The sequence below is a fragment of the Pseudomonas sp. PF05 genome, assembly GCF_056521845.1.
On the sequence record NZ_JBWLPW010000010.1, the window covers coordinates 155,174 to 175,886 of the forward strand.

At 61.9% G+C, this 20,713-nt stretch carries 18 protein-coding genes; 8 read left to right on the forward strand and 10 right to left on the reverse strand.

Annotation, left to right across the window (positions count from 1 at the left end; all coding sequences use genetic code 11):
- Positions 1 to 59: 59 nt before the first annotated feature.
- From AC09SL_RS18075 to AC09SL_RS18105, 7 genes are all read right to left on the reverse strand, one after another.
- Positions 60 to 632, reverse strand: a complete 573-nt coding sequence (locus AC09SL_RS18075) for a HupE/UreJ family protein (RefSeq protein ID WP_058546554.1) — start codon at positions 630 to 632, stop codon at positions 60 to 62.
- A gap of 31 nt (positions 633 to 663) precedes the next feature.
- Entirely contained in the window at positions 664 to 1,278 is a 615-nt protein-coding gene (gene ureG, locus AC09SL_RS18080) for an urease accessory protein UreG (RefSeq protein WP_003197309.1), read from the reverse strand.
- Positions 1,279 to 1,287: 9 nt separating this feature from the next.
- The gene (locus AC09SL_RS18085) at positions 1,288 to 1,977 is read right to left on the reverse strand and encodes an urease accessory protein UreF (protein ID WP_058546555.1); all 690 of its coding nucleotides are present in this window, start codon (positions 1,975 to 1,977) and stop codon (positions 1,288 to 1,290) included.
- On the reverse strand, positions 1,974 to 2,474 hold the full coding sequence (ureE, locus tag AC09SL_RS18090) for an urease accessory protein UreE (protein ID WP_058546556.1): 501 nt from the start codon (positions 2,472 to 2,474) through the stop codon (positions 1,974 to 1,976). The genes AC09SL_RS18085 and ureE overlap by 4 nt, the downstream gene beginning before the upstream one ends.
- A gap of 223 nt (positions 2,475 to 2,697) precedes the next feature.
- Entirely contained in the window at positions 2,698 to 3,081 is a 384-nt protein-coding gene (locus tag AC09SL_RS18095) for a DUF6124 family protein (protein WP_058546557.1), read from the reverse strand.
- Positions 3,082 to 3,555: 474 nt separating this feature from the next.
- Positions 3,556 to 4,188, reverse strand: a complete 633-nt coding sequence (locus tag AC09SL_RS18100; RefSeq protein WP_058546558.1) for a TetR family transcriptional regulator — start codon at positions 4,186 to 4,188, stop codon at positions 3,556 to 3,558.
- A gap of 156 nt (positions 4,189 to 4,344) precedes the next feature.
- A complete protein-coding gene (locus tag AC09SL_RS18105; RefSeq protein WP_064107017.1) occupies positions 4,345 to 4,839 on the reverse strand; it encodes a hypothetical protein in 495 nt (164 codons plus the stop codon).
- Positions 4,840 to 5,217: 378 nt separating this feature from the next.
- Here AC09SL_RS18105 and AC09SL_RS18110 point away from each other — a divergent pair, with 378 nt between their 5' ends.
- Entirely contained in the window at positions 5,218 to 7,293 is a 2,076-nt protein-coding gene (locus AC09SL_RS18110) for an AsmA family protein (protein ID WP_058546560.1), read from the forward strand.
- Between the two features lie 65 nt (positions 7,294 to 7,358).
- On the opposite strand, the gene AC09SL_RS18115 is transcribed toward AC09SL_RS18110, so the two are convergent.
- Both AC09SL_RS18115 and AC09SL_RS18120 read right to left on the reverse strand, forming a co-directional pair.
- A complete protein-coding gene (locus AC09SL_RS18115; protein WP_058546561.1) occupies positions 7,359 to 7,889 on the reverse strand; it encodes a ferritin-like domain-containing protein in 531 nt (176 codons plus the stop codon).
- 227 nt (positions 7,890 to 8,116) lie between these two features.
- Positions 8,117 to 9,031 carry a LysR substrate-binding domain-containing protein gene (locus AC09SL_RS18120; protein ID WP_058546562.1) on the reverse strand — a complete coding sequence of 305 codons (915 nt, stop codon included), beginning with the start codon at positions 9,029 to 9,031 and terminating at the stop codon, positions 8,117 to 8,119.
- Positions 9,032 to 9,167: 136 nt separating this feature from the next.
- Here AC09SL_RS18120 and AC09SL_RS18125 point away from each other — a divergent pair, with 136 nt between their 5' ends.
- The 4 genes from AC09SL_RS18125 to AC09SL_RS18140 all read left to right on the forward strand — a co-directional run bounded on the left by AC09SL_RS18125 (position 9,168) and on the right by AC09SL_RS18140 (position 12,386).
- The gene (locus AC09SL_RS18125; protein WP_058546563.1) at positions 9,168 to 9,806 is read left to right on the forward strand and encodes an FMN-dependent NADH-azoreductase; all 639 of its coding nucleotides are present in this window, start codon (positions 9,168 to 9,170) and stop codon (positions 9,804 to 9,806) included.
- A gap of 114 nt (positions 9,807 to 9,920) precedes the next feature.
- Positions 9,921 to 10,811: an esterase/lipase family protein gene (locus AC09SL_RS18130; protein ID WP_058546564.1), complete on the forward strand. Its 891-nt coding sequence runs from the start codon at positions 9,921 to 9,923 to the stop codon at positions 10,809 to 10,811.
- A 69-nt stretch (positions 10,812 to 10,880) separates the two neighbouring features.
- A complete protein-coding gene (locus tag AC09SL_RS18135; RefSeq protein ID WP_058546565.1) occupies positions 10,881 to 11,153 on the forward strand; it encodes a PsiF family protein in 273 nt (90 codons plus the stop codon).
- A gap of 219 nt (positions 11,154 to 11,372) precedes the next feature.
- Positions 11,373 to 12,386, forward strand: coding sequence for an AI-2E family transporter (locus AC09SL_RS18140; protein WP_058546566.1), 1,014 nt, complete (start codon positions 11,373 to 11,375; stop codon positions 12,384 to 12,386).
- 134 nt (positions 12,387 to 12,520) lie between these two features.
- Here the strand turns inward: AC09SL_RS18140 and AC09SL_RS18145 are convergent, their stop codons facing one another.
- Complete coding sequence (locus tag AC09SL_RS18145) at positions 12,521 to 13,795, reverse strand: Hsp70 family protein (RefSeq protein WP_058546567.1); 1,275 nt, start codon at positions 13,793 to 13,795, stop codon at positions 12,521 to 12,523.
- 297 nt (positions 13,796 to 14,092) lie between these two features.
- Between AC09SL_RS18145 and AC09SL_RS18150 the strand changes: the two genes are divergently transcribed.
- The 3 genes from AC09SL_RS18150 to AC09SL_RS18160 all read left to right on the forward strand — a co-directional run bounded on the left by AC09SL_RS18150 (position 14,093) and on the right by AC09SL_RS18160 (position 20,706).
- A complete protein-coding gene (locus tag AC09SL_RS18150; RefSeq protein WP_058546568.1) occupies positions 14,093 to 15,031 on the forward strand; it encodes a DnaJ C-terminal domain-containing protein in 939 nt (312 codons plus the stop codon).
- Positions 15,032 to 15,244: 213 nt separating this feature from the next.
- Entirely contained in the window at positions 15,245 to 15,544 is a 300-nt protein-coding gene (locus AC09SL_RS18155) for a chaperone modulator CbpM (RefSeq protein ID WP_058546569.1), read from the forward strand.
- A 110-nt stretch (positions 15,545 to 15,654) separates the two neighbouring features.
- A complete protein-coding gene (locus AC09SL_RS18160; protein ID WP_058546570.1) occupies positions 15,655 to 20,706 on the forward strand; it encodes an NEL-type E3 ubiquitin ligase domain-containing protein in 5,052 nt (1,683 codons plus the stop codon).
- The last annotated feature ends 7 nt before the right edge of the window (positions 20,707 to 20,713 follow it).

Genomic DNA, 20,713 nt, shown 5'->3' on the forward strand with positions numbered 1-20,713 from the left:
CCCGATCAAACAGTGGGAGCGAGCTTGCTCGCGATAGGGGCCCGGCAGGCGCTAGAGAATCAGCCCGCCAGCAACCAAACCCCAGCCGCCGCCGAAGCCGCCCCGGCCAACCGGACCAATGGCGCCGCCGCGCGCGGCAACACCCGCACCAGCGCAAAACCGGCGCCGTGCAGCGCCGCTGTTGCCACGACGAAGCCCGCCGCATAGGCCCACGGGCTCGACATGTCCGGCAGTTCCAGGCCATGGGCCACGCCATGGAACAGCGCAAACAGTGCCGTCGCACCGACTGCCAGGCTCAATGGCGGACGCACCGCCAGTGCCACCGCCAGGCCCAGGGCGAGCACCGAGGCGGCGATCCCGCTTTCCAGCGCCGGCAGGTCCAGGCCTTCAAAGCCCAGTAGGCCGCCGAGCAGCATCGTCCCGACGAAGGTGCACGGCAGCGCCCAGCGCGCGGCACCTTGTTGTTGTGCGGCCCACAAACCGACCGCCAGCATCGCCAGCAAGTGGTCGAGCCCGCCGATGGGGTGGCCGAGGCCGGCGATCAGGCCATTGTCGCCATGGCCGGGATGGGCGAAGGCCAGGGCTGGGGTCAGCAGCAGGGCGAGGGCGCCGAGGATACGTTTGAAGGTCATGGATAAGCTTCCTTGTGGTCAGTCGGAAAGATCAGGCGGCGGTCAGCAGGCCCTGGCGCTCGATGAAGGCGATGATGTCGTCCAGGCCCTGGCCGGTCTTCTGGTTGCTGAACACGAAGGGCTTGCCGTTGCGCATCCGCCGGGTGTCGCTGTCCATCATTTCCAGGGACGCACCCACCAGGGGGGCCAGGTCGATTTTATTGATGACCAGCAGGTCGGATTTGCAGATGCCCGGCCCGCCCTTGCGCGGCAGCTTGTCGCCGGCCGAGACGTCGATCACATAGATGGTCAGGTCCGACAGCTCCGGGCTGAAGGTCGCTGACAGGTTGTCGCCGCCCGACTCCACCAGAATCAGGTCCAGGCCCGGGAAGCGCCGGTTCAACTGATCCACCGCCTCAAGGTTGATCGAGGCATCTTCGCGAATCGCCGTGTGCGGGCAGCCGCCGGTTTCCACGCCGATGATCCGTTCCGGCGCCAGGGCCTCGTTGCGCACCAGGAAGTCGGCGTCTTCGCGGGTATAGATGTCGTTGGTGACCACCGCCAGGTTGTAGCGTTCACGTAGAGCCAGGCACAGGGCCAGGGTCAGGGCGGTCTTGCCGGAACCCACCGGGCCGCCGATACCGACGCGCAGAGGTTGTGTATTCATGAGTGTCTCCTAGGAACGGAATAGACGGCTGTACTGGCGCTCATGGGCCATGCACGCCAGGGACAGGCCAAATGCGGCGCTGCCGTAATGGTCAGGGTCGATGTTCGAGGCGTCGTGCTGGGCCTGTTGCAGCAGCGGCAGCAGTTCGCTGGTCAAGCGCTGGGCGGCTTGCTGGCCCAGGGGCAGGGTTTTCATCAGCACCGCCAATTGGTTTTCCAGCCAGCTCCACAGCCAGGCGGCGAGGGCGTCCTGGGGGGCGATCTGCCAGGCGCGGGCCGCCAGAGCCCAGCACAAGGCCAGGTGCGGCTCGCTGCGCTGTTGGAGGCTGAGCTGTTCAAGAAAGCCGCGCGCGGCACGGTCGAGTTCCGGCAGGCCAGCGAGCAGTTGCTGCAATGAGTAGCCCATCTGCCGGCTCTCTTGATACAGCTCACGGGTTTCCCGGCTGGCGCGGTGTTCTTGGCAATGCAGCAGCAGCGCATCCCAATCGTCAGCCGCGGCTGCGCTGCAGTGCGCCAGCAACAAGGGCGCTTCGAAACGCGCCAGGTTCAGCAGCAGTTGATCGCTGATCCAGCGACGGGCGTCGTCGGGATTCTTCACCTGGCCGTTGTCCACCGCCATCTCCAGCCCCTGGGAATAGCTGTAGCCGCCAATCGGCAACTGCGGGCTGGCCAGACGCAACAGCGCCCAGGCCGGGTTCATGTGCGCACGCCAAACTGATGCAGGCGCGGCGCGTAGTTGAACGCTTCGTCGCCGTGCCGGGAGTGATGGTGACCGCCGCCATAGGCGCCGTGTTCCGGTTGGAATGGGGCTTCGATGGGCTCGGCGCGGGCGCCCAGTTGTTCGAGCATCGCCTTGAGCACGTAGTCGTCCAGCAGGCGCAGCCAGCCATCGCCCACTTGCAAGGCGACATGGCGATTGCCCAGGTGATAGGCGGCGCGGGTCAGTTCGAACGCGTTGGCGCAGGTGACATGCAGCAATTGTTCGGCGCGGGCGCAAACGCGCACGATGCGCCCGTCTTCAGCTTGCAGGCATTCGCCGTCGTACAGTGGCGGTTGGCCTCGTTCCAGGAACAACCCCACGTCTTCACCTTCGGCACTGAAACAGCGCAGGCGGCTTTTGCTACGGGCGTCAAAGGTCAGGTGCAGCTCGGCGTCCCAGCGCGGTTGAGTGTCGATTCTGCGGTGAATCACCAGCATCGGAGTGCTTCCAGCAATGAACAGTGCTGTGTTTAGAGCAAGGGGCTTGCCAACCGAAAGAGATGTAGGAAATAGCTGGGATGGCGTTTCAGGATGGGGCGGGATGTGTGCCAGGTTGGTGCGCATTGGAGTTTTGCGCACCATTTTGCGACCTGCGCAAAAGAACCTGTGGGAGCGGGCTTGCTTGCGATGGCGCCGGCTCAGCCTGCATCAATGCAAAGCGCTACCCCTTGGCTCCAGGCGCCGCCATCTCCTTGGTTTCCAGATGATCCAATGCCCGCTCGACCAACAACTGCACTCCATCGGCCATCCGGCTGATTGCCAGGGCGACGCAGCGGCGTGAATCGTCCACGTCGTCAGCCAGGTCGGCGGCGATGGTGCTGATGGAGAGCAGGTCTTCGGAGGCGTTGGCGAGCAGGGTTTCGGTGTCGATGTGTGGGGAAACGATGAAGAGTTGGTTTTTGTCAGGTTCGGGCGGTGAGGCGGGCTTGGGCTTGAGGTAGTAGTCGAGGGCGCGGGTGGCGGCGTCATCGAGCTTTTTTTCTTCCTGCGTTTCGACGCGGGACTTATGGCCGCTTTGTGGGGGATTCGGAGTTGCTATGAACATAGTGAAAATTCCTGGAAGTGGAGCCGGCACCCTCCGATTGCACGTCGAAAAATGGGTGGCAGCTGTACGTAGGTGTGCAAGACCGGTCCAGGAACCCGGCAGACCCGAAGGTCTCCCACGCGCAGCCGCCATAACAGTCGGCGAGCATAGAAAAATGCTCGGCGAATAGCCATAACGAATGCGTTCCTAGATCGGACTTGCACGTCCGTATCACCGTTTTTTGCGATGACGAACAAAGGTTAACGGCGCTCGAAAGCGCTGCCTAGTTCATGAACAGCCCGGCGTGTTGAAGGAAATGTCCGAGGGTTTGGCGGGGGAAAAGCACCGAAAGATCACAGCGGTCGGCAGCTCCTACAGAGATGGCCATATTTACCAGGCGGTTCTTCGGGAGGCGGTGTGTCAGGTGAGCAATCAGGGGGCTGAGACTCCGCTATCGCGAGCAAGCTCGCTCCCACAGTGGGGTACATCCGGGGTTTATTCGGTACTGCCCAACCCTTGCCAATGCTTGAGGCCAATAAAGATGAACCGCAGTTGCTGGGTGATCTTCGCCTGGGGCGTGAGGTGTTCGGGGAGGGCTTGGGCGGGTGGGTCGATGATGTCCGGCAGGGTGGCGAACACGCTCTTGACGATGAGGTCGGCCATCACGCCCAGGGCAGCCAGGTCCAGGTGCTGCAGCTTGGGCATCAAGGCCAGGTCGGCTGCCAGGTCCGAGCTGATGTCTTCGCGCAGCTGGGCGATGGCCTGGCGTACCGGCAGGGAGCCGCCGTATTGCTCGCGGGCCAGGAACAGGAACTGCGATCGGTTGGCCTGCACCACATCGAGAAAGATCCGCACCGACGCGTCGATAATGCCGCCCATGACGAATTCGTTGTGGCGCACCAGGCGGATGGTTTCGCGGAAGGTCTGGCCGACTTCGCTGACCAGTGCCAGGCCCAATTGGTTCATATCGTCGAAGTGCCGGTAGAACCCGGTGGGCACGATGCCGGCAGTCCGGGCGACTTCCCGCAGGCTCAGGCTGCCGAACCCCCGGCCGCACTCCATCAAATGGCGGGCTGCGTCCATCAGGGCAATTCGGGTCTGTTGTTTCTGTTCGGCGCGGGGCAGCATCGCAAGGCTGGCTTCTGATTCATGGGAGCGACGCACTCTAGCAAATCGGCTTTGTCGACGTCGAACGGTAGAGAGGGATCAGGCGGGAAAACGAAGGGCTTGAAAAGTCAAAAGCCCGATTGCAGGAATCGGGCTTTTTTCCGGGCCACCATGGGCTCAGCTCACTGTGCTGTTGCGTTCGATCACGCGATCACCACCGCCTTCGGCGAGGGTTTCGCCCTGTTTGGTGCGATCAAAACCGTCTTCGGCAAGGGTTTCGCCCAGCTTGGTGCGATCAGAACCGTCTTCAGCGAGGGTCTGGCCAGGTGTGCGGTCAGAACCATCTTCGGCGAGGGTCTGGCCAGGTGTGCGGTCAGAACCATCTTCGGCGAGGGTCTGGCCAGGTGTGCGGTCAGAACCGTCTTCGGCGAGGGTCTGGCCAGGTGTGCGGTCAGAACCATCTTCGGCGAGAGTCTGGCCAGGTGTGCGAGAAGAACCGTCCTCAGCCAGACCTTTTTCTTCCAGGCGATCACGGCCACCTTCGGCAACAGTCTGGCTGTAGACAGAGTGGCTGTCCTTGACCTGTGGCGTAGCTTGTTCGGAGGCTGGCAATGCAAAGGCAGTCGAGGCCAGCAGTGAAAGGGAAAGGCTCATCAGTAGTTGGCGTTTCATGATCGTTGCTCCTTGGGAGGGCGATAAAGTGGGTACGAGGGCAATGCTACTCTCGATAAGTCGATATAAAAGTTCATAAACGCAATGGTAATAATCAACGGAATTGATTGTTCGGGGCGAAGGCTCTAGGACGGGCCTTTCCGAGGGTTGGTTTTGCACCGTGGTGGGTATTTTGTACCCATCGCTGCCTCGCAAGTGTGCGGGCGCGGTAACAGTTTGTTGTCTGATCGGTCAGCAATCTTGCAGTTTTTTGTGCCGTTAATCGGCACCTGTGGACCGTTTTACCAGTCCAACCCTTCATAACGAACCGACTGCAGGGTTGTGTTCCCAGCGGCGTCGCGGTTACGGACGCCGATCTTGTCATCAGGAGCCTTGTGCATGACGCGCACCTCGAAAATCCTCGCCTGGAGCTTTGCCAGCCTTGTTGTCCTGCTGGCCGTGCTGATCCTGATCATCGCCTTCTTCGACTGGAACCGCATCAAGCCTGCGCTCAATACCAAGGTTTCCGAGGAGTTGCATCGTCCCTTTGCCATCAACGGCAACCTGGCGGTGACCTGGCAGCGTGAGCCGGAGGAAGGGGGCTGGCGAGCCTGGTTGCCGTGGCCCCATGTGGTGGCCGAGGACTTGAGCCTGGGCAACCCGGAGTGGTCGAAAACCCCGCAAATGGTCACGCTCAAACGTGTTGAGTTGCGCGTCTCGCCCTTGGCCTTGCTGGCCCGGCGGGTGGCGATTGCGCGTATCGACCTGACGGAGCCCGACGCCAACCTGCAACGCCTGGCTGACGGGCGCGCCAACTGGACCTTCCAATTCGATCCGAAAGACCCTGACGCCAAGCCGTCCAGCTGGGTGGTGGACATCGGCGCCATCAGTTTCGACAAGGGCCACGTCACCCTTGACGACCAAACACTCAAGACTCGCCTCGACCTGTTGATCGACCCCTTGGGCAAACCCATCCCGTTCAGCGATATCGTCGGTGAAAAGACCGCCAAAAAAGCCCAGGACCAGGGCGCGACACCGCAGGACTACGCGTTCGCCTTCAAGGTCGACGGGCAGTATCACGGGCAAGCCCTGGCCGGCTCCGGCAAGGTCGGCGGCTTGCTGGCATTGCAGGATGCGTCACGACCCTTTCCGCTCCAGGCCCAGGCGAAAATCGCCGAGACCCGCGTCGAACTGGCCGGCACCCTCACCGACCCGCTGAATCTGGGGGCCCTGGACTTGCGCCTGAAGCTGGCCGGCAACAGCCTGGCCCATCTCTACCCGCTGACCGGCGTCACCTTGCCGGATTCGCCGCCTTATGCCACTGACGGCCGCTTGATTGCCAAGCTGCATGAGCCGGGTGGGGCGCTGTTTCGCTATGAGGCGTTCAACGGCAAGATCGGCGACAGCGATATCCATGGCGACCTGGCTTATGTCGCCAGCCAGCCGCGGCCAAAGCTCAGTGGCGCGCTGGTCTCCAATCAACTGCTGTTCAGCGACTTGGCGCCGTTGATCGGTGCCGACTCCAATACCGAGCAAAAGGCCCGGGGCGGCGCCAGCAAGCAGCCGGCCGACAAGATTTTGCCCGTGGAGGAGTTTCGCACCGAGCGCTGGAGCGTGATGGACGCCGATGTGGAGTTCACCGGCAAACGCATCGTTCATAGCGAGCAACTGCCGTTCACCGACCTTTACACCCATCTGGTGCTCAACGATGGGCAGTTGAGCCTCGAGCCCCTGCGCTTTGGCGTGGCCGGTGGTCGCCTCGATGCGCAGATCCGCCTCAACGGCCACACCCAGCCCTTGGAAGGCAAGGCGAAGTTGACGGCGCGCGGCTTCAAGCTCAAGCAGCTGTTTCCGGGCTTTGAGCCGATGAAAACCAGCTTCGGCGAACTGAACGGCGATGCCGATATCACCGGGCGCGGCAATTCGGTGGCGGCGTTGCTGGGCACTGCCAATGGCTCGCTGAAAATGCTCATCAACGATGGCGCCATCAGTCGTGAGCTGATGGAGCTGGCGGGGCTGAACGTCGGTAACTACGTGGTGGGTAAAATCTTTGGCGACGAGGAAGTGAAGATCAACTGCGCGGCGGCGGACTTCGACATCAAGACGGGCCTGGCGACCACGCGCCTGTTCGTGTTCGACACCGAGAACGCGATCATCTACATCGACGGCACGGCGAACATGGCGAGTGAGCAACTGGACCTGACCATCACTCCCGAGTCCAAGGGCTGGCGCCTGATTTCCCTGCGCTCGCCGTTGTACGTGCGGGGCTCGTTCGCCAAGCCTGCCGCGGGGATCAAGGCGGTGCCGCTGATGCTGCGCGGCGCCGGGATGGTGGCGTTGGGTGTGATCGCTGCACCGGCCGCCGGCTTGCTCGCGCTGATAGCGCCCAGCGGCGGTGAGCCGAACCAGTGCGCGCCGCTGCTGGAGCAGATGAAGGCGGGCAAGGCACCAGTGACGGTCAAGCCCACGCGGTAGCCAGATTTTGCGGTGAGGCGGTGGGCCTCATCGCGAGCTAGCTCGCGAAGGGGCCCTAAGGTGTATTAGAGATCGGCCAGGATATCGGCCATGTCATCGGCATGCTCTTCTTCCTGGGCCAGGATGTCTTCGAAGATGCGCCGGGTGGTTGGGTCTTTTTCGCCGATGTACTGGATGATTTCCCGATAGCTGTCGATGGCGATCCGTTCGGCTACCAAGTCCTCGTACACCATTTCCTTGAGGGTGTTACCCGCCACGTACTGGGCGTGGGAATTGCGGGTCAACAGGTCGGGGTTGAACTCCGGCTCGCCACCCAACTGCACGATGCGTTCGGCGAGTTTGTCGGCGTGTTCGGCTTCCTGGTTCGCGTGTTCGAGGAATTCACTGGCCGCCACGCTGGCCTTGAGGCCGGCGGCCATGAAGTAGTGGCGCTTGTAGCGCAGCACGCAGACCAGTTCGGTGGCCAGCGCTTCATTGAGCAGGCGGACGACTTCCTGCCGATCGGCGCCGTAGCCCTCGGTCACTGCGCCGTTCTGCACGTTCTGCCGTGCACGTTCGCGCAGGGTGGTTACATCGGATAAGTGCATGTCGCTCATCTCGTTCTCCTGGAGGCTGATCCGGTGGGAGCGTCACGCTCTGATGGCGCGATCACTTCTTAAAGTGGGAGTGATGAGCGAAGCAAAAAGTTTTATGAAATACCCCGTGTAGGAGCTGCCGAGTGTAACGAGGCTGCGATCTTGTCCCAGACCATTGAGTCATGAGCGAACGCCAAAAGAGCAAAATCAAAAGATCGTCCGAACGCGGCCCGAGCCTTCGGCAGCTCCTACACCGGTGATGGCGTCAGGAGCGATGCGGACAGCCGCGCTTCCTCACCTAGCCACTGGAAGAACGCCCGCACCGGCGGATGGCGTTCGCGGCCCGGGACGCACAGTGCGCTGTAGCCTGCGCCGTTGACCTGGACGTCCGGGCGATAGCCCACCAGCAAACCGCTGGCGATGCTTTCAGAGGCCAGGATATTGCTCGCCAGCACCAGGCCCTGTCCGGCAATCGCCGCTTGCAAGGCGTAATGCTCCTCGTCGTACTCGCGCATGCACGGTTGCCGGGTGAGCCAGGTTTCCCCGGCCTGGGCGCACCAGGCATCCCAACCGTGGGCGTACAGCTTGGAGTTGTGCCAATGCACGCTGATCAGCGTCGGCACCTGTAGGGCCGCCAGGGCCACTTGTTCAGGCGAGCCATAGACCCCGAAGCTTTCATCGAACAGGCACATGCCGTACAGGTTCGGGTAGGCGTCCAGGCTGTAGCGCACCACCAGGTCGACGCTGGCGTCCTGGTGCAGGTCGATCACCTCGCAGTGGGTGTCCAGGCGCACGTTGATGTTCGGGTGGCGCGCATAAAAACGCCCCAGGCGAGGCACTAGCCACAGGGCGGCAAACGCTGCGGTGGTGGACAGTGTCAGGTGGCTGGTGCTGCGTTGCGGACGCAGGGTGTCGACGCTTTGTGCCACCTCCAGCAATGCCCCGTGCAGGCTGTGGAACAAGCGTTGCCCGCCGTCGGTGAGGCGTACCTGGCGAGGCAGGCGTTCGAATAGCACCAGCCCCAGCCAGCTCTCCAGGGACCGAATCTGATGGGAGACCGCCGTAGGCGTCACCGACAGCTCCGCCGCAGCCGCCTTGAAACTGAGCAGCCGCGCGGCTGCCTCGAAGGCGCGCAGGGCGTTGAGCGGCAGCTTGGCGAACATTCTGATTCTCCTGAAATACGATGGATGAAATTAACTCATCCAGATGAACTAACGCTCATTTGTCTGCCAGCGGCTACGAGCTTCAAGCTGAAAGGCACAAGCAGTGTTGATTGTAGCCGCATAAAAGGAGATTCAGATGAGTAAGATTCTTGTGGTGCATGGCAGTCCCCGTGGCGAGCGCTCTCATTCCCGGCGCTTGGCCGAGGCCTTTGTTTCGGCGTGGCAGGGTGCCCATCCGCAATCCCAATTGACCCGTCGCGAAGTCGGGCGGACGGTGATTGCGCCGGTCAATGAAGCATTCATCGCCGCGGCGTTCTACCCCGAGCCCCAGGCTCGACCGTTGACCATGCAAGCGGACCTGGCCCTGAGCGATGCCTTGGTCGAGGAGTTGCAAGCCCATGACCGATTGGTGATTTCCGCGCCCATGCACAACTTCAGCGTGCCCAGCGGCGTGAAGGCCTGGATCGACCAGATCGTGCGCATCGGGCTGACGTTCAACCACAGCCTGGATAACGGCGTGTCGCACTACGAGCCGCTGGTGCTGGGCAAGAAGGCCTTGATCGTGACCAGTCGCGGCGATTTCGGTTTCGGGCCCGGCGGCGCGCTGGAAAGCATGAACCACGCCGACACGCTATTGCGCTCCGTCCTGGGGTTTATCGGCATCACCGATGTGACGGTGGTGGCGGCAGAAGGCGAAGAATCGGCCGAGCGCAGCTTTGCGTTGTCCTGCGCCGAGGCCGAGGAGCGTTTGCTGGCGCTGGCGCGGACGTTCTGATCGGCCCAACGGGCGGCAATCTCTGGCCGCGGATCCCTAGCAGTGACATGGGTGTCATAGACGGGTCATCATCAGTGCCGATGCTGATCCCCTCTTGATCACAAGGATGTCGCCATGTCGCAACGCTGCGCCACTCGTTACCCGCTGGTACTGGTCCCGGGCATGCTCGGGTTCATCCGCCTGGTGCTGTATCCGTACTGGTATGGGATCGTCTCGGCGTTGCGTCGCGGCGGTGCCGTGGTCGTGGCGGTGAAGGTTTCGCCGCTGCATTCTTCCGAGGTGCGCGGCGAGCAATTGCTGGCGCGGATCGAGGAGATCCTGCGGCAAACCGGAGCGCAGAAAGTCAACCTGATCGGCCACAGCCAGGGCAGCCTCACCGCCCGCTATGCGGCCGCCAAACGTCCGGACCTGGTGGCGTCGGTCACGTCGGTGGCCGGCACCAACCACGGCTCCGAACTGGCGGATTACCTGCAAGCCCACTACCCCGCCGAGAGTGCCAAGGGGCGTCTGCTCAGTGCCGTGCTACGCCTGGTCAACGCCCTGATGAGCCTGCTGGAAACCGGCTATCGTGGGCCCAAGCTGCCGGTGGATATTCACGCGTCCCATGCCTCCCTGACTACCGCCGGCGTGGCGCTGTTCAACCAACGTTATCCACAGGGCCTGCCGGTTACCTGGGGCGGGAATGGGCCGGAAGAGGTCAGCGGCGTGCGCTATTACTCGTGGTCCGGCACCCTGCAGCCGGGCAAGACCGACAAGGGGCGCAACCTGTTCGACGGCACCAACCGCAGCTGCCGTTTATTTGCGCGTACGTTTGTGCGGGAAGCGGGGCAGTGCGACGGCATGGTCGGACGCTACAGCTCGCACCTGGGCACGGTGATCCGCGATGACTATCCGCTGGACCACTTCGATATCGTCAACCAATCGCTGGGACTGGTGGGCAAGGGGGCCGAGCCGATCCGCTTGTTTGTCGAGCATGCCGAGCGGTTGAAGGCTGCCGGGGTGTAGATCAGTAACAGGCTTTGTCTACACTGCATTTCATCGCCACGCCCTCGTGTGGCAGCCAGGAGAAACACCATGAAGATGCTGCGTGTGCCTTTGTTGATGATCGGTTTATTGCTTTGTTCCCAGGGCTTCGCCGAAACGGCGCAGCAGTCCAAGATGACCACCTGCAACGCCGACGCTACCGCCAAGGCGCTCAAGGGCGACGAGCGCAAGGCCTTCATGAGCAAGTGCCTCAAGGCTACCCCGCAGGAACGCATGAAAAGCTGCAACGCCACGGCCACCGAGCAGGCCCTGAAGGGTGACGCCCGCAAGGCGTTCATGAGTGAGTGCCTGAAGAAAAAATAAGCGTTGAATCCATAACCCTATCGCGAGCAAGCTCGCTCCCCACAGTGGGTTTTTATTGCCCGGCCCAGGGTGGGAGCGAGCTTGCTCGCGATGAGGGCGGCACAGCCACTGCAAAAAACACCTGAACTGCGGCCAATGTCGGCCGATACAATCTCTAGTGCTGCTGGTGGAAGGCTGGCAGACTGCCGATCCTTTCACGCCGTTTTGTCCTGAGGCTGTATGCCAACGTTTTCTCAGCGTCATGTGTTGTTGGTGATCAGTTGGGTGATCATTTTTGGTGGGTTGTTGCTGGTGCTGCCGTTGCGTCTGTTGCCGAGCCTGCTGGCCGGGCTGCTGGTGTTCGAACTCGTCAACATGCTCACCCCGCAGTTGCAGCGATTGATCGAAGGCCGCCGCGCTCGCTGGCTGGCGGTGGCGTTGCTGGGTACGCTGGTGGTCAGTGTGCTTTCGTTGATTTTCGCCGGGGCCTTCAGTTTCCTGCTCCATGAAGCAGAAAACCCAGGCGCGTCCCTGGACATGTTCATGGCGGTGGTCGATCGCGCCCGTGGGCAATTGCCGCCGTTCATCGACGCTTACCTGCCGGCCAGCGCCGCCGAGTTCCGGGTGGCGATCGGTGACTGGGTGAGCAAGCACCTGAGCGACCTGCAACTGGTGGGCAAGGACGCGGCCCACATGTTCGTGACGTTGCTGATCGGCATGGTGTTGGGGGCCATCGTTGCCCTGCAGCGCATCCCCGACGTGACCAAGCGCAAGCCCCTGGCCGCGGCGCTGTTCGATCGCCTGAGCCTGCTGGTCAAGGCGTTTCGTAACATCGTCTTCGCGCAGATCAAGATTTCCTTGCTCAACACCTTCTTCACCGGGATTTTCCTGGCGGTGGTGCTGCCGCTGTTCGGCATCCATCTACCGTTGACCAAGACCCTGATCGTGATGACGTTTTTGCTGGGCCTGCTGCCGGTCATCGGCAACCTGATGTCCAACACCTTGATCACCATCGTCGCCTTGTCGCTGTCGATCTGGGTGGCGGTGGCGGCGCTGGGTTACCTGATCGTGATCCACAAGCTCGAGTACTTCCTCAATGCCCGCATCGTCGGCGGGCAGATCAGCGCCAAGTCCTGGGAGTTGCTCATGGCGATGCTGGTATTCGAAGCCGCATTCGGCCTGCCGGGGGTGGTGGCGGGGCCGATTTATTATGCGTATCTCAAGAGTGAGTTGAAGCTGGTGGGGATGGTCTGATCCAGCCAATGGGTTGACTGATCTGGCGTCTTCGCGAGCAAGCCCGCTCCCACAGGTGACCGAGTTCCTTCAGGAAGAATGCGATCAAACTGGGGGAGCGGGCTTGCTCGCGAAGGCCGCGCCTGGGTCTTGGATCAGACCTGGCTCCCATACCGCTTCATCGCCTCGATCGCCAACCCACTGCCAATACTGCCGAAGATATTGCCTTCCACATGCCGCGCCTGGGGCAGCATCGCCGAGACGCTGTTGCGCAGCGCCGGGATGCCGCTGGAACCGCCGGTGAAGAACACCGTGTCCACCTGATCGACCCGCACGTTGGCATCGTTGAGCAGCTGCGTGACGCTGCCGCGTACCCGCTCCAGCAAGCCGTCGATGGCCGACTCGAACAAGGCCCGGCTCAGGTCCACGCTCAGGCCTGGCTCGATCCGGTCCAGCGGCACGTGGCGCTGGTCGGCGTGGGTCAGCTCGATCTTGGTTTCTTCCACTTCCATCGCCAGCCAGTGCCCGGCGCGCTGTTCGATCAGTTTGAACAGCCGGTCGATGCCGCCGGTGTCTTCGATGTCGTAGCGCATGCTGCCCAGGGCCAGGGTGGATTTTTGCGAGTACACCGCGTTGATGGTGTGCCAGGTCGCCAGGTTCATGTGGTGACTGGTGGGCATGTAGGCGCCACTCTTCATGCGGCTGCCGTAGCCGAACAGCGGCATCAGGCCGGCCAGCGAAAGTTGCTTGTCGAAGTCGGTCCCTCCGATGTGCACGCCACCGGTGGCGAGGATGTCGGCGTGACGGTTATCGTGGGTGCGACGCTCGGGGGACAGGCGCACCAGGGAGAAGTCCGAGGTACCACCGCCGATGTCGACGATCAGCACCAGCTCTTCTTTCTCGATGGTCGATTCATAGTCGAATGCCGCCGCGATGGGCTCGTACTGGAACGAAACCTCCTTGAAACCGATGGCGCGGGCGACGTCCACCAAGGTGTTTTCCGCTTCCTGGTCGGCCATTTCATCGTCGTCGACGAAAAACACCGGGCGACCCAGCACCACTTCTTCGAATTCCCGACCGGCGGTGGCTTCGGCGCGTTTCTTCAGCTGGCCGATGAACAGCCCCAGCAGATCCTTGAACGGCATGGCCGTGCCCAACACGCTGGTGTCGTGCTTGATCAGCTTGGAGCCCAGCAGGCTCTTGAGCGAGCGCATCAGCCGGCCTTCGTAGCCTTCCAGGTATTCGTGCAGGGCCAGGCGGCCATACACCGGGCGACGTTCCTCGAGATTGAAAAAGACCACCGAAGGCAGGGTGATCTTGTCGTCCTCCAGCGCGATCAACGTTTCCATGCCGGGGCGCAGCCAGCCGACAGTGGAGTTGGACGTGCCAAAGTCGATGCCGCAGGCACGGGCCGGGGATGCGTTTTTCATGTCTTTCGGGTTCCAGTTGAAAAAACGGCCGCGCAGTGTATGCCAGTGTGGCGCGGATTCGAAGGCCGGTTATCTAGTAATTCGCAATCGTCGGCCTTGAAAGCGGCCCTTATACCCCCAAACTTGCTGGCATGGGCCTGGTAGCCACAGGGCGGGTACAAGAACCGCCACCGGCTGCCGATAAACTTCTGAAGCGCCGCCCGGTCACAAACCTTGAGATTGGTCAAATTCCGGGGCTTGTACCACGGGCATGCTGTGCATGGCGGTGCTATATCGATAACGGATGGTGATCCTTCAATGGACTTCAAAGACTATTACAAGATCCTGGGTGTCGAGCCGACGGCTGACGACGCCACGATCAAGGCCGCCTATCGCAAACTGGCGCGCAAGTACCACCCGGACGTAAGCAAGGAAAAGGATGCCGAGACCCAGTTCAAGGACGTCTCCGAAGCCTATGAAGCGCTGAAAAGCGCCGACAAGCGCGCCGAATACGACGACCTGCGCCGCTACGGTCAGCACGGCCAACCCTTCCAGGGCCCGCCGGGCTGGCAGAGCCGTGGTGGTTTTGGTGGCCAGGACACCGGGGACTTCTCGGACTTCTTCAGTTCGATCTTCGGTAATCGCGGGCCAGGTTTCGGTGGTGGGCAGTCAGGTCGCAGCGCCGGCCGTCGAGGGCAAGACGTGGAAATGGAATTACCGATCTTCCTGGAAGAAAGCCTGTCGAGCGAGTCGAAAAAGGTCAGTTTCCAGGTGCCGCAGTACAACGCGGCCGGTCAGCATGTGAGCAACACCAGCAAAAGCCTGAACGTGAAGATTCCGCTGGGGGTGACCGACGGCGAACGCATCCGCCTCAAGGGCCAGGGCGCGCCGGGTATCGGTGGCGGCGCCAATGGCGATTTGTACCTGACCATTCGTTTCGCCCCGCACCCCAAGTTCGATGTCGAAGGCCAGGACCTGATCATCACCTTGCCCCTGGCTCCGTGGGAATTGGCGCTGGGTACGGAAGTGGCGGTGCCGACCCTCACTGGCAAGATCAACCTCAAGGTCCCGGCCGGCAGCCAGAACGGCCAGCGCATGCGCGCCAAGGGCCACGGCCTGCGCAACAAGGCGGGCGAGCGCGGTAACCTGTTCGTGCAGCTCAAGGCCGTGATGCCCAAGGCCAGTGACGAGGCGGTCAAGGCGTTGTGGGCGGAACTGGCGAAGAAAGCCGCATTCGATCCGCGGGAGAATTTCTGAACACGGGCCGGTTTTTGAGCATCGCCCCGTAGGAACGGGTAGGAGCATGTAGGAGCTGACGAGTGAAACGAGGCTGCGATCTTTGCGCTAGCCATTGAGTCCGAAGCGAAAGATCAAGATCAAAAGATCGCAGCCTCGTTTCACTCGTCAGCTCCTACCAGCTCTACCAGCTCCTACACTCCTACACAGTTACAGCATTGGGAGAAGCAGACCATGAACAACCCGATCATTGAACTGAACCTGAGGGAATTTTGCGAGGCCGCGGCTTTGCTGGATGTCCATGTCATCGAAATCGTCGAACACGGCATTCTCGAACCTCACGGCGCCGCCCCCTCGGATTGGCGTTTCACTGACTACGAACTGGTCCTTGCGCGGCGCGCCGCCAAGCTGCGGCGCGAACTGGAGTTGGAATGGGAAGGCGTTGCCCTGGCGCTGGACCTGCTCGAGGAAGTGCAACAGTTGCGCGCTGAGAACCGGCGGCTGCGTCAGCAATTGGGGCGTTGGGTGGGCTGACCATGGTGGGCCTTTACGTCATGTCATGTTGTACAAGCGATAAATAGTTACCTCATTCAACATGGGGCGAATGCTTAGGCTCGGGTTTTCTTCGTCAAGGATGACCCGATATGCCTATACCGCCAAACGAAGCCATTGCGGCTTCGCCTTCCAACCCCGCCGGCGTGCATGACGATCTGCTCAAGAGTCGGATCCCCGCCTGCTACACCCAGGCCAGTACGCTGCGCCAGGTGGCGCTGAGCAAACATCAGCTGGAAATTCCCGACTGGTACGCGAAGGCGGACCCTGAAACCAGGACCGAGCTCAAGCGCAGCCATGAGCGATACTGCGCCGTCTTGAGCCAGATCGACAACACGTTGGGCTCGGTGCAAGACATTCGCACCTTTGCCGAACCGCTTCTCAGCCAGGCCATTGAAAACACCTTCCGGCGAACGTTGAACGTCAGGGAGGTTTATCTTGCGCGCAAATTCGCCGTCAAGACCCGCACCGACCTCGGCAGCAATCTGCTCCATCGCTTGACAGGAGAGGCGTTCGATACCATCGAGTATCGGGGCAGTTCGTTGCTGGAGGCGGCCCTCGCGAATTTCGAGCCGGACGAAGAACGCAAGCTCGACTGCGATGACTGCCATTTCATCACGACGACGCCCGTATCTTCCGATGGCACCCTGAACCCTACCTTGCAGTCTGTCCGGGAGGGCGCGCTGCCGATTGCCCCGCAGGCCTTCATCAAGCTGTGCCGCGAGCTGGACCTGGGCCGCCGATACCAGGAGCACCTCAAGGCGATCCTGCAACCGAGCAATGACCAGGGCCGCAACGAACTGGACCGCCAACTGCGCGAGCATCATAGACAATCGCTGGCGATCAGCATCGAAATCGCCCGATCCAAGTCCGATATCCGCCAGGACACCTACCAGATGCTGCTGCAGCTCGTCGGGGGTCAATCCGGCATCAAGCTCGATGGCCGCTCGGTGACCGTCGCTTCGCTGAAAATCTTCGATGTGGAACTGATCGGCCCCCTGCTGATCGGTCCCGAGCGCGAGCACAGCAACCGTGTGGAGCGGGTGGTGGCGTACATACCTGACGACCCGGAACACCCGGTCAAGGAATATGCCTCCAGCGCCGAATTCATGGTGGAACTGCGTCGACGCCTGCATGGCCTCCAGTACCGGCGTTTCTTCAGTCGCTTCGTGCCGCTGCGCGAGCAAGGCGCTTTTTTCGAGCGCTTCAACCGGCTCTATCAACCTTCATCGCAAACCGACCAGCAGGCGGATTTTCCTCTCGCGTCGCAGTTGCGCAATCTGCCCATGGAGACATTGCTCATTCGTGACGCCTTGTGGGAGAAGCTGCGCCGCGAGCAAGTTGGCAAGATCCTGACGGATGCACGCGCGGCGGCGGTGCCCACCGGCGACGAAGACCAAAAAGCGCGCCAGGCGCGTCTGGATAGCTGGGAGAACACGGTTATCGATGTGCTCAACATGGCCGCCTTCATAGTGCCCGGGCTAGGGCCGGTGATGATGACGGTGTGGGCCGTGCAGATGCTCGATGAGGCAGTCGAGGGCATTGAAGCATTCGAGCGCGGTGAGACCCAGGAGATGTGGGCGCATTTCTCAAGCCTGGCGCTTAACGTGGTATTCGCCGCCGCCGGCGCGAAAGTGCTGCCGCACGTCGTGCCATCGGACACGGTGGCCCAAATGGAACCTGTGACCTTGGCCAATGGCGAGTCACGCCTCTGGCGTCCTGACCTGCGCGCCTACCGCAGCGATCGGGAACCGCCGGCCGCGTCGGTTCCCGACGCTCGAGGCCTGTATCGAGTCGGTGGTCGGGATGTCGTGTCGCTGGACGGCGACCATTACGAAGTGCAACAGGAGCCGACGACCCAGCGTTATCGTGTCCGTCATCCTTCCCGCGGACCGCAGGCCTATCAGCCCGAGTTGATGCACAACGGCAGCGGGGCCTGGCGCCATGAACTGGAGCAGCCCCGGAGTTGGGAGGGAAGCACGCTGATGCGAAGACTCGGTCACCTCGTCAGGGACTTCGGCGATGCCGAACTGGAACAGATCCGTACGGCCAGCGGTACGAGCGAAGCGGTGCTGCGGCGGATGCACGTCGAGGGCGAGCCGATGCCTGCCTTGCTGGCCGATACGATCAAGCGCTTCGGCCTGTGTCGGCAAGTCGACACATTTATCGGGCAACTGCGTAGCGAAGACCCGGAGCAATTTGAACAAGCCGATCCGATGACCCAGTTGCATCTGCTGGCGGGCTACGGGCCTTGGCCGAAGGGGCTGAGGCTGAAAGTGGTCGACGGCGCCGGCAAGACGCGTTGGGAATACACTCGGCCATCGCAAACGGCAGGCGGCGACCGCGATGTTGTTCTCGCCGAGACGAAAATCCGCACGCCTCACGTGCTGAAAAACCTGATCGAGTCGGTGGACGTCGTCGGGGGCGACCTGCTGGCTGGTACGAGTCCGGCGATTCCAAAAAACGCTATCGACGCTCGGGTCCGGCAGTTGCGCAAAAATCTGGTGGCCCTGGTGGAGCGTAACAAGGTGCAGCTGTTGAACGATCACTATGCCAGAACGGATGTGGCGAGTGACCCGCGTGCGGCGCTGATCAAGTTCCGTTTTCCCTCGGTTCCTGCGGCGGCAGTCGAACAACTGGTGGCGTGTGCCAGCCCCGCCGAGCAACAACAGATGGCCGCCTGGAACTTCGCCGACGCCGCCCAGACCAAACCCATCCCGTTGCGTATCGTCGAAGAACTGCGTGACTACCAGAAGGCGTTGCGTTTGAACCGGGCTTACGAAGGGCTCTACCAGCAAGCGCTGGCCACAGTTGACACGCCTCGACTGGCCTTGGCGACCCTGGAGACCTTGCCTGGTTGGAACGACTCGGTGCGCATCGAAGTGCGCGAGGAAGACGTCTCGGGTGCCTTGATCGACAGCATCGGATCGCCAGACGCATCGCAGACCAAGGTGGTGGTCAAGGATGGCGAGCGCTATATGGCCTTCGACGACAAGGGCAACGACCTGAGCCTCTGGGACAGCCTCTACGTAGCCTTGCAGCATGCCCTCCCGGATGCCGAGCGCCAGGCCATGGGCCGGCCTTCGATTCATCAGGGCGACCTTTTGCAGAAGGCGATCGGGGCGACGCCACTGAGCCGCGACGCGCTGGCCAGGCGTTTGAAGATGCAGCCGTCAAAGCCGTCCTTCAAGTCGCCGATGCGCCTGGCCTCGGGCGAGCTCGGCTATCCCATGAGTGGCATACGGGAACGTTTGGGCCTGGGCCGGTCGCCGGAGCTGCGGGTGTTGGATCTGTACCCGGACTATACGGTCGAGCAGGTCCAGACCTTGTTGCGGTCCCTGGGAGATGACGCCGTTGCGGAGCTCAAGCGGCGTAAAGTCGAATTGGAAACGCTGCGTCGGGATCTGGACCGCTGGGCCGGTCTTCCCCTGGTGCTGGATATCGGTGGGGATCGTGTCGTGCGGGTGCCGCAGGCCGTCAGGCAAGGCGTGGCTGAACGCATCAAGCGGTGCTGGAGGCGTCAGTCCACGATGGCAGTGACGGTGGACGGAACCCGGGCCGGATATGTGCTTGACTTGGGCGGACAGGACGTAGGTACGCTGCCAACCCTGACGGCTGACTTCAGCCATGTGGCCTCGCTGAATCTTCGGGACATGAACTTGTCACCGCTGTCTTGCGACCGCTTCCTCCAAGGGTTTTCCTCTGTTCGTTGGTTGGACATGACCAACAACCGGTTGACCGATCTCCCCGAATCGCTGGGGAGTATGAATGGTTTGACCCGGCTGCAATTGAGGGCGAATCAGATCAGGCTGACACCCCGCAGCATCCGGATCCTGGAGGAACGTGTCAGCCTCAAGATCCTCGTCCTGGACAATAATCCTCTAGGCCGGTTGCCGGACTTCAGCAGCCTGGTTGATTTACGGGGACTGAGCCTTAGGGGCGCGTGGATCGACACGTGGCCGACAGGGTTGCGCGATCAGCCGCTGGAGCAAATCGATTTGCGCGGCAACTTACTGACCGATGTGCCGGCAGAGCTGACCGATCCGCCGGCTGAGCGCGCTCATGCCACGGCACGTCTCAATGGCGTGACGTTGCTTCAAGGCAACCCGCTGAGCGAGGCGACCCAGCAGCGCTTGCGTGAATACTGGGCGAATCTTTTGCTGTCGCATCCCGAGTGGGTGGCCTTGCGTTGGCCCGGTGCGTTTGAAGCGGTCGAGGTACAGGCCCCCTCCACGGTGCAGCAATGGTTGCGAGACGTGCCCAGGGAACAGTTGCCGGACAAAACCACCTTGTGGCAAAACCTGGAGGCTGAAGCGAGTTCCGCGGAGTTTTTCCAGCTGCTGAATCGGTTGGCCGAGTCCTACCAGGGGGCGGAGCATTATTCCGACCTGCAGGCGCGTGTCTGGCAGATGCTCGAGGCGGCCGGTGCGTCCACCGAGTTGCGTCGAGAACTGTTCGACCTGGCCGGTGCTCCGGCGTGTGAAGATCGCGCCGCGTTGTCCTTCAGCTATTTGGAAATCCGTTTGATGATTCACAACGCCAAGGCGCTGGCGGCCGGGGAGCACGAGAGTGCGACGTTGATCCGCCTGGCCAAGGGGTTGTTTCACCTCGATGAAGTGGAGAGCATTGCCCTGCAGGATATCCAACAGCGGCGTGGCGCGATCAACGCCCGTCAGGATCTCACCGCTGCGCAAAAGAACCGGCAGATCAGGCAGATCGAGGAAGTGGAGGTGCGCCTGGCCTACCGTGTCGGTCTCAAGGATCGATTGGCGCTGCCGGGGCAACCGGAGGGCGGGCGTTTCATTCAGATGGCCGGTGTCACGCCGGACATGCTCGAGGCGGCGGCAACCCGGGTCCTGGCATTGGACGATTCCCCCAGGGAGCTACAGGCGCTGGTCGGTCGGGATTTCTGGATCGAGTACATCAAGCAACAGCACCGGGCATCGTTCCAGGCGCTCACTGACACACTCATCGCCAACCAACTCGAGCTGGATGAGGCGAGCGCGGCCGGAAACCTGGAGGAGGCTGACTATGTCCATCAATCCGAGGCGCTGGGCTTGCAGCACAAGGTCAAGGAAGCAGAACTGATCCAGTCGTTGACCAAAGAAGAGCTGGACGCGCAGGTGGAAAGCACGGACCTGTAAGACGACT

What these genes read in the sequence shown, in the direction of transcription:
- AC09SL_RS18075 (WP_058546554.1), bottom strand. Translation starts at nt 632, where the DNA reads ATGACCTTCAAACGTATCCTCGGCGCCCTCGCCCTGCTGCTGACCCCA.
- ureG (WP_003197309.1), bottom strand. Translation starts at nt 1,278, where the DNA reads ATGAATACACAACCTCTGCGCGTCGGTATCGGCGGCCCGGTGGGTTCC.
- AC09SL_RS18085 (WP_058546555.1), bottom strand. Translation starts at nt 1,977, where the DNA reads ATGAACCCGGCCTGGGCGCTGTTGCGTCTGGCCAGCCCGCAGTTGCCG.
- ureE (WP_058546556.1), bottom strand. Translation starts at nt 2,474, where the DNA reads ATGCTGGTGATTCACCGCAGAATCGACACTCAACCGCGCTGGGACGCC.
- AC09SL_RS18095 (WP_058546557.1), bottom strand. Translation starts at nt 3,081, where the DNA reads ATGTTCATAGCAACTCCGAATCCCCCACAAAGCGGCCATAAGTCCCGC.
- AC09SL_RS18100 (WP_058546558.1), bottom strand. Translation starts at nt 4,188, where the DNA reads ATGCTGCCCCGCGCCGAACAGAAACAACAGACCCGAATTGCCCTGATG.
- AC09SL_RS18105 (WP_064107017.1), bottom strand. Translation starts at nt 4,839, where the DNA reads ATGAAACGCCAACTACTGATGAGCCTTTCCCTTTCACTGCTGGCCTCG.
- AC09SL_RS18110 (WP_058546560.1), top strand. Translation starts at nt 5,218, where the DNA reads ATGACGCGCACCTCGAAAATCCTCGCCTGGAGCTTTGCCAGCCTTGTT.
- AC09SL_RS18115 (WP_058546561.1), bottom strand. Translation starts at nt 7,889, where the DNA reads ATGAGCGACATGCACTTATCCGATGTAACCACCCTGCGCGAACGTGCA.
- AC09SL_RS18120 (WP_058546562.1), bottom strand. Translation starts at nt 9,031, where the DNA reads ATGTTCGCCAAGCTGCCGCTCAACGCCCTGCGCGCCTTCGAGGCAGCC.
- AC09SL_RS18125 (WP_058546563.1), top strand. Translation starts at nt 9,168, where the DNA reads ATGAGTAAGATTCTTGTGGTGCATGGCAGTCCCCGTGGCGAGCGCTCT.
- AC09SL_RS18130 (WP_058546564.1), top strand. Translation starts at nt 9,921, where the DNA reads ATGTCGCAACGCTGCGCCACTCGTTACCCGCTGGTACTGGTCCCGGGC.
- AC09SL_RS18135 (WP_058546565.1), top strand. Translation starts at nt 10,881, where the DNA reads ATGAAGATGCTGCGTGTGCCTTTGTTGATGATCGGTTTATTGCTTTGT.
- AC09SL_RS18140 (WP_058546566.1), top strand. Translation starts at nt 11,373, where the DNA reads ATGCCAACGTTTTCTCAGCGTCATGTGTTGTTGGTGATCAGTTGGGTG.
- AC09SL_RS18145 (WP_058546567.1), bottom strand. Translation starts at nt 13,795, where the DNA reads ATGAAAAACGCATCCCCGGCCCGTGCCTGCGGCATCGACTTTGGCACG.
- AC09SL_RS18150 (WP_058546568.1), top strand. Translation starts at nt 14,093, where the DNA reads ATGGACTTCAAAGACTATTACAAGATCCTGGGTGTCGAGCCGACGGCT.
- AC09SL_RS18155 (WP_058546569.1), top strand. Translation starts at nt 15,245, where the DNA reads ATGAACAACCCGATCATTGAACTGAACCTGAGGGAATTTTGCGAGGCC.
- AC09SL_RS18160 (WP_058546570.1), top strand. Translation starts at nt 15,655, where the DNA reads ATGCCTATACCGCCAAACGAAGCCATTGCGGCTTCGCCTTCCAACCCC.